The organism is Nocardia rhamnosiphila NBRC 108938 (genome assembly GCF_000720425.1).
Lineage (GTDB): Bacteria > Actinomycetota > Actinomycetes > Mycobacteriales > Mycobacteriaceae > Nocardia > Nocardia rhamnosiphila.
This window is the reverse complement of the sequence record NZ_JOAJ01000005.1, coordinates 443291-455560: the sequence shown is the minus strand read 5'-3', so window position 1 is coordinate 455560 and position 12270 is coordinate 443291. Positions and strand designations below refer to the sequence as shown.

The 12270-nt window shown below is 67.8% G+C and carries 11 protein-coding genes; 3 read left to right on the top strand and 8 right to left on the bottom strand.

Annotated elements, in window-relative coordinates; genetic code table 11:
* Positions 1-10: 10 nt before the first annotated feature.
* From IG75_RS0119675 to infA, 6 genes are all read right to left on the bottom strand, one after another.
* Entirely contained in the window at positions 11-1069 is a 1059-nt protein-coding gene (locus IG75_RS0119675) for a DNA-directed RNA polymerase subunit alpha (protein ID WP_030522611.1), read from the bottom strand.
* A 99-nt stretch (positions 1070-1168) separates the two neighbouring features.
* Entirely contained in the window at positions 1169-1774 is a 606-nt protein-coding gene (gene rpsD / locus IG75_RS0119670; protein ID WP_030522612.1) for a 30S ribosomal protein S4, read from the bottom strand.
* Between the two features lie 22 nt (positions 1775-1796).
* Complete coding sequence (rpsK, locus tag IG75_RS0119665) at positions 1797-2210, bottom strand: 30S ribosomal protein S11 (RefSeq protein ID WP_030522613.1); 414 nt, start codon at positions 2208-2210, stop codon at positions 1797-1799.
* Between the two features lie 10 nt (positions 2211-2220).
* A complete protein-coding gene (gene rpsM / locus IG75_RS0119660; RefSeq protein WP_030522614.1) occupies positions 2221-2592 on the bottom strand; it encodes a 30S ribosomal protein S13 in 372 nt (123 codons plus the stop codon).
* 191 nt (positions 2593-2783) lie between these two features.
* Positions 2784-2897, bottom strand: coding sequence for a 50S ribosomal protein L36 (gene rpmJ, locus IG75_RS0119655; protein ID WP_025347279.1), 114 nt, complete (start codon positions 2895-2897; stop codon positions 2784-2786).
* A 106-nt stretch (positions 2898-3003) separates the two neighbouring features.
* On the bottom strand, positions 3004-3225 hold the full coding sequence (gene infA / locus IG75_RS0119650) for a translation initiation factor IF-1 (protein ID WP_003418601.1): 222 nt from the start codon (positions 3223-3225) through the stop codon (positions 3004-3006).
* A 1212-nt stretch (positions 3226-4437) separates the two neighbouring features.
* Here infA and IG75_RS40900 point away from each other — a divergent pair.
* Positions 4438-6012 carry a MinD/ParA family ATP-binding protein gene (locus IG75_RS40900; protein ID WP_036514599.1) on the top strand — a complete coding sequence of 525 codons (1575 nt, stop codon included), beginning with the start codon at positions 4438-4440 and terminating at the stop codon, positions 6010-6012.
* A 70-nt stretch (positions 6013-6082) separates the two neighbouring features.
* Here IG75_RS40900 and IG75_RS0119640 read toward each other — a convergent pair whose 3' ends face one another.
* Entirely contained in the window at positions 6083-6580 is a 498-nt protein-coding gene (locus tag IG75_RS0119640) for a DUF4254 domain-containing protein (protein ID WP_030522616.1), read from the bottom strand.
* 171 nt (positions 6581-6751) lie between these two features.
* Here IG75_RS0119640 and IG75_RS0119635 point away from each other — a divergent pair, with 171 nt between their 5' ends.
* Together IG75_RS0119635 and IG75_RS0119630 are read left to right on the top strand one after the other, a co-directional pair.
* Positions 6752-7558, top strand: coding sequence for a GntR family transcriptional regulator (locus tag IG75_RS0119635; RefSeq protein WP_051714731.1), 807 nt, complete (start codon positions 6752-6754; stop codon positions 7556-7558).
* A 3-nt stretch (positions 7559-7561) separates the two neighbouring features.
* Complete coding sequence (locus IG75_RS0119630; protein WP_063834165.1) at positions 7562-8173, top strand: GNAT family N-acetyltransferase; 612 nt, start codon at positions 7562-7564, stop codon at positions 8171-8173.
* A 40-nt stretch (positions 8174-8213) separates the two neighbouring features.
* Here IG75_RS0119630 and IG75_RS0119625 read toward each other — a convergent pair whose 3' ends face one another.
* Positions 8214-12269 (bottom strand): type VII secretion protein EccC, encoded by a 4056-nt coding sequence (locus IG75_RS0119625; RefSeq protein ID WP_030522619.1) that lies wholly within the window; start codon positions 12267-12269, stop codon positions 8214-8216.
* Position 12270: the final 1 nt, after the last annotated feature.

The following is a 12270-nucleotide window of genomic DNA, read 5'->3' as shown; positions in this document are numbered from 1 at the left end:
CCCCGGCGGCCTAGAGCTGTTCGGTTTCGGCGTAGTCCTGCTCGCCGCCGTCGTTATCGCTGAAAGTGCCGCTGTCGGACCAGGTTCCGGTGCTCGCGTCGTAGCCGACCACGCTGGACGGGTCGAAGGACGCGGGGCTGTCCTTGAGCGAGAGGCCCAGCGCGTGCAGCTTGACCTTGACCTCGTCGATGGACTTCTGGCCGAAATTGCGGATATCCAGCAGATCCGATTCGGTCCGCGCCACCAGCTCGCCGACGGTGTGCACACCCTCGCGCTTCAGGCAGTTGTAGGAACGGACGGTGAGGTCCAGATCCTCGATCGGCAGCCCGAAGGAGGCGATGTGATCCGCCTCGGCCGGGGAGGGGCCGATCTCGATACCTTCGGCTTCGACGTTCAGCTCACGGGCCAGGCCGAACAGTTCGACCAGGGTCTTGCCCGCCGAGGCGAGCGCGTCCCGCGCGCTGATGGAGTTCTTGGTCTCCACGTCCAGGATGAGCCGGTCGAAGTCGGTGCGCTGTTCGACACGGGTGGCCTCGACCTTGTAGGTCACCTTGAGCACCGGCGAGTAGATCGAATCCACCGGGATCCGGCCGATTTCCGCACCGGTCGCCTTGTTCTGCACCGCCGGGACATAACCGCGACCACGCTCGACGACCAGCTCGATCTCGAGCTTGCCCTTGTCGTTCAGGGTGGCGATATGCATATCCGGGTTGTGCACGACCACACCCGACGGCGGCACGATGTCATCGGCGGTGACGGTCCCCGGCCCCTGCTTGCGCAGGTACATGGTGACCGGCTCGTCCTCTTCGGAGGACACGACCAGGCCCTTGAGGTTCAGGATGATGTCGGTGACATCCTCCTTCACACCGGGCACGGTGGTGAACTCGTGCAGAACGCCGTCGATGCGGATGCTGGTCACCGCGGCCCCCGGGATCGAGGACAGCAGGGTGCGCCGCAGCGAGTTACCGAGGGTGTATCCGAAGCCCGGCTCGAGCGGTTCGATGGTGAACTTCGACCGGTTGTCGGCGATGACCTCTTCGGTGAGGGTCGGACGCTGGGAAATCAGCATGGGATCAATCCTCCTGTTTTGGGCGCCCGCTATTTGACGCCTCGTCTAGGGGTTGTGCGGGCCGTCGCGGTTCGGCGGCCCACACCAGCGGCGCAGCTGTTACTTCGAGTAGTACTCGACGATCAGCTGTTCCTGCAGCGGCACATCGATCTGCGCGCGTTCCGGCAGCGAATGCACCAGGATGCGCAGCCGGCCCGGGATGACCTGGAGCCAGCCGGGGACCGGACGGTCACCGACGGTCTCCCGCGCCACCTGGAACGGCAGGGTCGCCAGCGACTTCTCCTTGACATCGATGATGTCGTACTGGGTGACCTGGAAAGAAGGAACGTTGACCTTCTTGTTGTTCACCAGGAAGTGGCCGTGGCTGACGAGCTGGCGGGCCTGGCGGCGGGTACGGGCCAGACCGGCGCGGTACACGACGTTGTCCAGCCGGGTCTCCAGCAGACGCAGCAGATTGTCACCGGTCTTGCCCTTGAGGCGGTTGGCCTCTTCGTAGTACCGGCGGAACTGCCGCTCCATGACACCGTAGGAGAAGCGGGCCTTCTGCTTCTCCTGCAGCTGGAGCAGGTACTCGCTCTCCTTGATCCGCGCGCGGCCGTGCTGGCCGGGCGGGTAGGGGCGACGCTCGAAAGCCTGGTCACCGCCTACCAGGTCGACGCGCAGGCGACGCGATTTGCGGGTGATGGGTCCGGTGTAACGGGCCATTGTGCTCTACCTTCCTTCCCGCTTAGACGCGACGCCGCTTGGGCGGACGGCAGCCGTTGTGCGGCTGCGGAGTGACATCGGAGATGGTGCCCACTTCCAGGCCGGCGGCCTGCAGCGAACGGATCGCGGTCTCGCGGCCCGAACCCGGGCCCTTGACGAACACGTCGACCTTCTTCACACCGTTCTCCTGCGCCTTGCGGGCCGCGTTCTCGGCGGCCAGCTGCGCGGCGAACGGGGTCGACTTGCGCGAACCCTTGAACCCGACATGACCCGACGACGCCCAGGAGATGACGTTGCCGGAAGGATCGGTGATGGACACGATCGTGTTGTTGAACGTGCTCTTGATATGCGCGTGACCGTGCGGGACGTTCTTCTTTTCCCTGCGGCGCGACTTCTGGCTCTTCTTCGGGCCGGAGGCCCGGGACTTCGGAGGCATCGCTTATCCCCTACTTCTTCTTGCCGGCGACGGTGCGCTTCGGGCCCTTGCGGGTGCGCGCGTTGGTCTTGGTGCGCTGGCCGTGGACCGGGAGGCCACGACGGTGACGCAGGCCCTGGTAGCAGCCGATCTCGATCTTGCGACGGATATCGGCCTGGACCTCACGACGCAGGTCACCTTCGACCTTGAGGGACGAGCCCTCGATGTAGTCACGCAGCTGCGTGACCTGCTCGTCGGTGAGATCCTTCGAGCGCAGGTCCGGGCTGACGCCCGTCGCGGCCAGGATCTCCTTGGAGCGGGTACGACCGACGCCGTAGATGTAGGTCAGTGCGATCTCCATGCGCTTCTCGCGCGGGAGGTCGACGCCCATGAGACGTGCCATCTGGCAGTTTCCTTAACTGTTGCGGAGGTCTGCTCCCTGTCCGTCCCCTCGTCTGGTGGGGCCCCGGCCTCCGTTCCGGGGGTAGGCGCGCACACCTTCCGGGTCACCCCGGAAAAATCCTCAGTGTGCGGCTGGAGCTGGGAGTTCTTCTGCGTGCCAGTCCGAACCGCGTTCGGTGCTCAGGCCCGGTGTCAGCCCTGCCGCTGCTTGTGCCGCAGGTTGTCGCAGATCACCATGACCCGGCCGTTACGCCGGATCACCTTGCACTTCTCGCAGATCTTCTTGACGCTCGGCTGAACCTTCACGTCCGTCCAATCTTTCGTAGCGGCCCACACCTACGGGTGTGGACACAGTTGACCCCGGTCGGGTACGACCGGGGAAATCTCGGGGAGCGAGCCGGGGCCCACTCGTTCACTTGTAGCGGTAGACGATCCGACCGCGGGACAGGTCGTACGGCGACAGCTCGACGACGACCCGGTCCTCCGGCAGGATGCGGATGTAGTGCTGACGCATCTTGCCGCTGATATGCGCGAGGACCTTGTGCCCGTTCTCGAGCTCGATCCGGAACATCGCATTCGGCAACGGCTCGACAACCCGCCCCTCGACCTCGATGGCCCCGTCTTTCTTCGCCATATCCTCCGCGATCCCGGTTACACTCAACCTGGTCTGATTGCCCTGGTACTGCCCGCGGGACCGGCCGGCGCACACCGGTGCGACCGCGGGAACGGCACACCGTGTACAACGGCGAACACGACAACCGATCGCACACGAACAGGCGGCGCTTTGATACACCGCCTGGTCAGCTTACCGGTAGGTATGTGATCGGGCAAAAAGGGGTACTCTCCGCGAGGCGCGTCACAACCCCGGACCCGGCTCCCCGGCACTGAGTGCAAGGGTGGTTGTCGCGTAAACTGGCCGCAGTCCGAGGTCGACCACTCCAGGAGGGGACCGGTGAGCCGCAGCAACGACGGCCTCCCCATGCTGCCACCATGGCTGGCCGATACCGAGGTCACCGGGGTCGGCGAGGGGAATTTTCGCAACTACGAGCCGCCGCCGGTCCAGAATCTGCCCCAGGACGAGGTCATTCCCGAGACCCCCGAACCGCCGGACGGTTTCTTCGCCCGCCGCGGCCGCGACGAGGACCGTGCCGCCGAGAGCGACAAGAAAAAGGGTAAGGGCTGGTTCCGGAACAAGAACAAGGACCAGCCGTCACTCGAGGAACGCGTCGGGGAGCTCCTCCCGAACAACACCGGCCCCCGCCCCGCCCAGCGCAACAATTGGGCCGAGGCGACCGGCCGGCACGAGTGGGCCACGCCCCGGCCGGAGGGCGCCGAATCGGCACGTCATGCCGGCGCCGACCCGTCCCAGCAGGCCGAGCAGGGCATGCCGGCGCCGTACCCGCCCGCCGACCGGCCCGACGTGCCGGCTCCGCCCGCACCCGGCCCGGGACCGCAATGGGGTCCGGACGGCGCGCCGGCGCCCACGGCGGCACCGAATGCTTTCCGCGCCCCGGCGACCGATCCACCGGAGCTGCCGGTTCGGCAACCGGGCGAGCCGGCGCCGGAGTTCGACCGGTTACGCCCACACCATCCGATCCCGCCGCATCCGGCGCCCGAGCCGCGACCCACCGGCGCGGACGAGTGGGCCGGCGGTGCGGCCGGACCTGCCGCGCCGGCCGCCACCCAACCGCCGCTGCTACCGCCGCCCCCGCCGCTGCCGGATCCACCCGCCGACACTTCGCGCCCCGACGAGGGGGCGGTGCCGCAGCAGCCGTTGCGGCGCCTTCCCGATCTGCCGCCGTCTCCCTCCGAGGCCGCCAGCGACGCGGGGACCGCCGGCGAGCCTGTGTCTTCCGCCGAATCGTCCGCGCCCGCCTTCCCCGGTCCGGCCGATGCGCCGGCGCCCGCCCCGGATTCGTTCACTGCGCCCGATACCTTCACCGCTCCGGAACCCTCCCCGGTACCGGAGGCCGCCCCGGCACCGCAGCCCTTCCCGACGCCGGATCCCTTCCGGGCTCCGGAGCACACCGCCGCGCCGGCCCCGCGCACCGGGCCCGCCGACGACGGGCCGCGCGCGCCGGAGAGCGCTCCCCCGCCGCACCACGGCGGGACCGGCGAGCTCGGTGACCAGGCGTGGCCGGAGCGTTCGGCGCCGGCGCCGGATCGCGGCAACCCGCAGTGGCGGGCGCCCGAAGCTCCTGTTCCCGCCGAAGGCGCCCAGTGGCACGCCCCCGAACCGAACCGGCCGCGGCAGCCGCTCCCGCCGGCGCCCCAGGCTCCGGGCCCACGGCAGCAATGGCAGCAACCGGGACCGCCGCCGCAGGCCCCCGGCCCGGCCCCGGCCCAGTACAACCCCGCGCCCCCGCAGTGGCAGCAGCAGTCCGCACCTCCGCAGCAGCACGGTGGCGCGCCGGCCTGGCAGCAACAGGGCGGGCCGCCCCCGCAGCAGTGGCAGCAGAACCCGGCGCGATTCGGCGCGCCGGGGCCGGGTGCGCCGTCCCTCGACGACGTCTCGGTCCGCCGCGCGAAGAAGGCCTCCGGCCAGGGCTGGCGCAAAGTGGTACACCACGCGTCCGGCGGCCGGATCAATCCCGGTATGTCCGCCGAGGAACGGCGGCTGCAGGAGCTGGTCGCGCGGATCCGGCAACCGGTGCGCGGCGACTATCGGATCGCCGTGCTCTCCCTCAAGGGCGGTGTCGGTAAGACCACCACCACCATCGGTCTCGGCTCGACCTTCGCCTCGATCCGCGGGGACCGGGTGATCGCGGTGGACGCCAACCCCGACTTCGGCACGCTGTCGCAGCGCGTCCCCCTGCAGACGCGGTCCACGGTCCGGGATCTGCTGCTCGATCCGGCCATCGAACGGTATTCCGATGTCCGGCGGCACACCTCACAGGCGACCAGCCGCCTGGAAGTGCTGGCCAGCGAACGTGATCCGGCCGCATCGGAGGCGTTCAACGAAGACGAGTACCGCGCGGTGGCCCGGATCCTGCAGCGGTTCTACAACATCATCCTCACCGACTGCGGTACCGGTCTGATGCATTCGGCGATGGCGGGCGTCCTGCAACTGGCTCATTCGCTGGTGCTCATCTCCCCCACCGCGATCGACGGCGCGCAGAGCGCGTCGGCCACCCTGGACTGGTTGTCGCTGCACGGCTACCACCATCTGGTGCAGAACGCGGTGGTGGTGATCAACTCGCCGCGCGACGGTACGCCGAACATCGATGTGCAGCAGCTGCGGCAGTACTTCCTGTCGCGCTGCCGGGCGGTGCATATGATCCCGTTCGACCCGCATATGTCCGAGGGCGCCGAAATCGACCTGCCGCGGTTGAAGAAGGAGACCAAGCGGGCCTACGTGGAATTGGCGGCGACCGTGGCCGACGATTTCACGCAGAGCTACCAGCCGCATCAGGGCGGTTGAGCCCCGCGCTCGGACCCGGTACCGCGCGGTGGACCCCGGAGCCGGCCGTGGCGGCGACCGGCCCGGGGCGTCACCACTCCGGCAACCTGCGCCTTCCGGCCAGCACATCGCCGACCAGCGCGTCGTAGGCATCGGCCAGTTCGGCCAGATGATGCCAGGCGCTGTGCAGGAGTTCGTCGTCCGCGTCCAGGGTCATCAACGCGTGGTGCGCGCGGACCGCGGATTCGGCGAGCCGATCGATGATCGCGCCGACGGTTTCGGTGTGCAGAGTGACACCGAGCCGGTGCTGCGGGACATTGCGCCCCACCCAATCATCGATGGCCAGCACCAATTCCATCCGGCGCCGGTCGATCTCGACCAGCCGGTCGGGATCGGTGACGATGGAACCGCCGCGGCCCACCAATCTGCGCTCGTGGAGTACCGCTAAATCGCGGGCGTACCAGAGCAGCTGACCCCCGACGACCCGGTGTCCGCGCGCGGCGCGCACCAGTAGGTCCGAATTCGGCAGACCGGGAGACCCGCTCTGCGCCAAGGGATCAGCGCCGCGCTGGGCGCCGGGAAGAGCCATTACGACTGTTGTATCCGAACCTGTCACGGTTGCCTCGCCGTTCATCGCCGCACAACACCGGGTCAGTACGTTGATTACAATAAACCGCCGAAGGCTACTGTCAAGCGATACAGGCCCCCCTGGACACGAAAAGCGTACACTTCGTTACCTGGCGACCACCCGAGGAGCACGATGGCGGACGGTCCGACGTATCGACGGATCGCGGACCACCTCCGCGAGGAGATACGAGCCGGCAAGTGGCAACCGGGGGAACGCCTGCCCAGTCACGCCGAATTGGCCGAGCAGATGCAGGTTTCACTCACCACCGCACGTAATGCGATCCAGGTGCTGGTCACCGAGAATCTCGTCTATACGGCTACTTCCCGAGGCACCATCATCCGCAGCCGCGAAGTGCTGGAATCGGTGGTCACCGACCATATCCGCCCGGATCGGCCGCGGGCCGCCCACGATATCTTCTCCGAGATCGCGCGCGCCGCGGGCCGGGTGCCCACCAAGGAATTCAGCGCGCGCATGGAACCGGCGGACGAGCGTGTCGCGCAGTGGCTCGGTATTCCGGTGGATTCGTGGGTGGTGGCCCGGACCGTCGTGCAGTACCTGGACAACGAACCGTGGTCGTGGGAGGTGAGCTTCTATCCCCGGGATCTGGCCGAGGCCACCGGGTTGGATTCACCGCACGATATTCCCGAGGGCACCACGCGCCGGCTGGCCGAACGCGGGCAGGGCGAGACCGCGCACCGGGATTCGCTGGTCGCGCGTCCGGCGAACACCGAGGAGGCCGCGGTGCTCGGTGTGGCCATGGGCACTGTGCTACTGGATCATCTGCGGATCGGGGCGAACCACGACCGGGTCACCCGGGTGACCCGTAATCGTTCCATCGCGGCGAGCAATCGGCTGGCCTACGAACTCGGCGATTCGGCCGGGATAGCGGTGATCCGTGGCGTACTGGATCAGACCGATCGGTCCGAGATATGGTTCTAGCTCATGACGGTGCAGATTCGGCCGGCCGACCTCGATGACCTGGACCTGATCCGCCGCCTGCGGCTACAACGCTCGTCCTGGCTGGCCGCCCGCGGCTCGGACCAATGGTCGACCGAGGCGTCCGGATTGTCGATCGACTACTTCGCGCGTGCCGTGGCCCGGTCGGTGGCCGCGTGGGAAACCTGGATAGCCGAGGTGAACGGTGAACCGGCGGGGACGATCACGGTCAACGACCGCGCCGATCGGGAATTGTGGACCGGCGCCGAATTGGCGGACGCGCTCATCGTGCACTATCTGATCGTGGATCTCCGCTTCGCGGGGTCCGGCGTCGGACGGCGGCTACTCGCGCACGCGGCGGCACTGGCCCGGGCGCACGACCGGAGCTGGGTACGGCTCGACGCGTGGACGACCAATACCGACCTACACACCTACTACCGGCGGGCCGGATTCCGGCTGGCCCGCGTCGCCGATCCGAACGATCCGAGCCCCTCCTGCGCGCTGTTCGAACGGCATGTCGACGACTGGCTGCTGGAAGGTCCGACGCTCGGTATCCCGACCGGTCTGCCGCTGACCCGGCTGGCCCGCGATCCGATCGTGCTGCCGGTCTCCGGCTGACCCGCGGCGGAATCCGCACCCGGAACCGGGCGGAGCGGCGTCAGAGCGGATCGAGATGGGCGATGTGCACCATCTCGATACCGCGGCTGCGCGAGATCAGCGTGCCGCGCCCCGGCGGCAGCCTGGTGGGCCGCACATCGCCGATCAGCTTGCCCTCGTCCTTGGACCCGCTCATGATCAGCGTGTCCACCGACATATTCTTCATCGTGCCCAGGATCGGGTCGTACAGGGCGCGGGACACTCCGCCGATGCGGCGGGTGACGATCAGGTGCATACCGATATCGCGGGCCTGCGGCAGGAATTCGATCAGCGGCTGGAACGGGTTGGCGCTGCCGGCGGCGACCATATCGTAGTCGTCGACCACGATGTAGATCTCCGGACCGCTCCACCAGCTGCGCTCCCGCAACTGCTGCGGGGTGATATCGGATCCGGGAATTCGCTTGGCCAGATAGGCAGCGACTTCCTTGATCATCGGCGCACAGGTCTGCGATGAGGTGGAATATCCGGCGAGCTGGTCCCCCTCGATGACACCGAGCATGGTACGCCGATAGTCGATCATGATCACCCGAGCCGTTTCGGCGGTGGAATTCTCGGTGATCCCCATGACGATATTGCGTAGCAGGGTGGTCTTACCGCATTCCACGTCCGCGAACGCCATGAAGTGTGGTTCGGCGTTGAAATCCAGTACCAGCGGCTGCAGTTCGGATTCGCCGAGTCCGACCACGACCTTCGTGGCACCGGATTCGATGCCCCGCGACCGGGCCTGCTCGATCAGATCGGCACGCTCGAACTTCAGCGGCAGCATCCGGACCTCGGGCGCCCGGCGATTCGGATACAGCTGCGCGAGTTCGGTCCGGGCCCGGGTCACCCCCTCGGCCAGATCACCGGTCCCGGAGACGGAATCCAGTCGCGGCAGCGCGATGAGCATGTGCAGATGGTCGGCGGTGAGACCGCGTCCGGGCCGCCCCACCGGAACCTGGTGCGCCACCCGGCGACCCATCTCCGAGTCGGAGGGGTCACCGAGGCGCAATTCGATCCGGGTCCCGATCTGGTCCTTGACCACCGGACGGATCTCGGCCCAGCGCGAGGCGCCGATCAGCAGATGGATACCGAACGAAAGACCTTGTCCGGCAATTGCGTTGATCTGCGGTTCGAGTACCTCGAACTCCTCCCGGATCGCCATCCAGCCGTCGATCACCAGGAAGACGTCCCCGAAGGCGTCCTCGGGGAACGGATCGGCGATGCCCTGCTGCAGGGCGGCGAACTTACGGCGGCGGTACTCGGCCATCGACTCGATGCCCTGCTCGGCGAACCGCTCTTCGCGCTGACGCATGAGGGAGGTGAGTTCGGCGATGGTCCGGCGCACCCGGTCGCCGTCCAACCGGCCGGCCACCGAACCGACATGCGGGACACCCACCAGCCCGGCCATACTGCCGCCACCGAAATCCAGGCAGTAGATCTGCACCTGCTCGGGGGTGTGGGTGGCGGCGGCGGCCATGATGATGGCGCGCAGCGTGGTCGATTTACCCGACTGCGGGCCCCCGACCACCGCGACATTGCCCTGCGCACCGGCGAGGTTGATGGTGAGCACATCACGTCGCTGCTCGTAGGGCTTGTCGATGACGCCGATCGGCATCCACAGCTGGCCGTGCCGGTTGACCGGGGAGCGCCAATCCGGGTCGGGCAGCAGCATATCCACCGTCGGCGATTCGTCCAGCGGCGGCAGCCACACCTCGTGCGCGGGCCGGCCGTGCCCGGTGAGCCGTTTGACGACGACATCGAGCAGGGAGTCCGGTACGCCCTCGCCGTCCAGGGCGCCCGCACCCACCTCCGACGGCGGGGGCGGCAATTCGAGCAGCGGATTGATCGCGGCAGCCGGTTCCGCCGACGCGGGGATCCCGGCCTCGGGGATATCCACGGGCGCCGCGGTGAACACGGCCGGACGCTGCCGGGCGACCGGACTGCCGTCCTCGCCGGTCGCCGTGCCCTGCGGCGCCTCGTACGGGCCGGAGACGTAACTGGCGTTGAACCGCAACGGGTCGGAGGCGTCGCTCTTCAGATAACCCGAGCCGGGCACGCTCGGCAGATGGTAGGCGTCGGTGATACCCAGGACCGCGCGGGACTCGTTGGCGGAGAAAGTGCGCAGGCCGATCCGGTAGGACAGATGCGATTCCAGTCCGCGCAGCTTGTTCTCCTCGAGGCGCTGCGAGGCCAGCAGCAGATGCACGTGCAACGAGCGGCCGAGGCGCCCGATCATCACGAAGAGTTCCGCGAAATCCGGTTTCTGGGAGAGCAGTTCGGAGAACTCGTCGACCACGACGAACAGGGCAGGCAGCGGATCCAGCGGGACACCGGCGGCGCGGGCCTTCTCGTAATCGGTGACATTGGCGTAGTTACCGGAGGAGCGCAGCAGTTCCTGCCGGCGGTTCATCTCACCGGCCAAGGCGTCCTTCATCCGGTCGACCAGGGAGAGTTCCTCTTCCAGGTTGGTGATGACCGCCGCGACATGGGGCAGTGGGTCCAGGCCCAGAAAGGTCGCGCCACCCTTGAAGTCGACCAGCACCAGGTTCAGCGCATCGGGAGAATGCGTAGTGACCAGCGAGAGCACCAGGGTGCGCAGGAATTCCGATTTACCCGAACCGGTCGCCCCGATGCACAGGCCGTGCGGGCCCATCCCGTTCTCCGCGGACTCCTTGATATCGATCTCGACCGGAGTGCCGTCGGGGGTGATACCGATCGGCACCCGTAACCGCTCCCGGGCGGTACGTGGACGCCACACCCGGGCGGGATCGACCTGGGCGGCGTCGGGAATCTTCAACAACGCCATCAGCCCGGGGTCGGCCGTGGTGCCCTCCCCGAGGCTGACTATCTGCGCCGCGGTCGCGAGGCGATACCGCGCCAGGGCCCGAGAGAACGCCTCGGCCTCGGCGATACTCACCTCGTCGGCGGCGGCGAACCGTTCGACGCCGGCCGCGCTCTTGGCCGAGACCTCCGAATTCGCGCAGACCAGCTGCAGGCCGCGCCGGACCGCGAGACCGGTCTCGGGTGCGGTGAGGTCCAGCACGGTCACCGAGTCCAGGCCCGATTCCGCGACCAGCCGCTCGTTACCGCTGACGTAGCCGTCGTCGATGACGACGACCAGGTGCAGCCGACCCTGGGTCGGCTGCGGATTACGCATGAACCGGCCACGCTCGATCAGTTCCGCCGACAGCGCGGTCTCCAGTTCGCCGAGCGACTGGTACATCATCCGGACCGAACCCATCCCGTCGCGCTGGGCCGGGTGCTGCAGATGAGGCAGCCATTTCGCCCAGGACCAGACCGGTGCGTCGGGATCACTGCAGACCACGGCGACGGCGAGATGGTCGGGGCCGTGGAAGGTCGCCAGCTCCATGAGCATCGAGCGCACCAGCGTATGCGACTCCGCCGGATCGCCGCCGATATTGATGGCGGGGAAGGCGCGCAGCGAGACGGCCGTCGGCAACTGGTGCACCACCGAATGCGTACGCACGAACCGGCGCAGCGCGACGGTCGACACCGGTTCCAGATCCTCGAGCGGGCCCGTCTCGGGACGGGCGAGTTTGGTGGCCAGCCGATGACTGCCCACACCGACCCGCACATGACCGAAATCGGGGTCGTTGGGGCGGCGCTCCCACATCCGGCGGGTACCCACCAGCGACAGCAGATCGGCGGGTTCGGGATGACTCCAGCCCAGCGATTCGAGCTGTTTCCCACCGGTGCGGCGCACATCGCGGCGCACCTGGTCGAGATAGCGGAAGTAGTCCTTGCGTTCCTCGTTGAGCTCGACCGCGCGTTTCCCACCACCGCCGCGGAACCCGGCCATCATGCCCACCATCGACATGATCATCATCATCGGGAACATCATCATGAAGGGATTGGCGAGCAGGTTACGGCCCATCATCGCCATCATGGCGATCATGCCGATCACCGCGATCACCATGACCACCGGCATGATCTTCATCATCAACGGCGCCGGGATGGCACGCGGCACCTCCGGGGGCGCGGTCAGTGCGACCTCACCGCCGGGAGCGCGGGGCGGGGCGATGCGGGGACGGCGCACGAAACCTTCGGTAGCCATG

Excerpts from the sequence above, each read along its gene's own strand:
- IG75_RS0119675 (WP_030522611.1), bottom strand. The coding sequence starts at position 1,069 with ATGCTGATTTCCCAGCGTCCGACCCTCACCGAAGAGGTCATCGCCGAC.
- rpsD (WP_030522612.1), bottom strand. The coding sequence starts at position 1,774 with ATGGCCCGTTACACCGGACCCATCACCCGCAAATCGCGTCGCCTGCGC.
- rpsK (WP_030522613.1), bottom strand. The coding sequence starts at position 2,210 with ATGCCTCCGAAGTCCCGGGCCTCCGGCCCGAAGAAGAGCCAGAAGTCG.
- rpsM (WP_030522614.1), bottom strand. The coding sequence starts at position 2,592 with ATGGCACGTCTCATGGGCGTCGACCTCCCGCGCGAGAAGCGCATGGAG.
- infA (WP_003418601.1), bottom strand. The coding sequence starts at position 3,225 with ATGGCGAAGAAAGACGGGGCCATCGAGGTCGAGGGGCGGGTTGTCGAG.
- IG75_RS0119640 (WP_030522616.1), bottom strand. The coding sequence starts at position 6,580 with ATGGCTCTTCCCGGCGCCCAGCGCGGCGCTGATCCCTTGGCGCAGAGC.
- IG75_RS0119635 (WP_051714731.1), top strand. The coding sequence starts at position 6,752 with ATGGCGGACGGTCCGACGTATCGACGGATCGCGGACCACCTCCGCGAG.
- IG75_RS0119630 (WP_063834165.1), top strand. The coding sequence starts at position 7,562 with ATGACGGTGCAGATTCGGCCGGCCGACCTCGATGACCTGGACCTGATC.
- IG75_RS0119625 (WP_030522619.1), bottom strand. The coding sequence starts at position 12,269 with ATGGCTACCGAAGGTTTCGTGCGCCGTCCCCGCATCGCCCCGCCCCGC.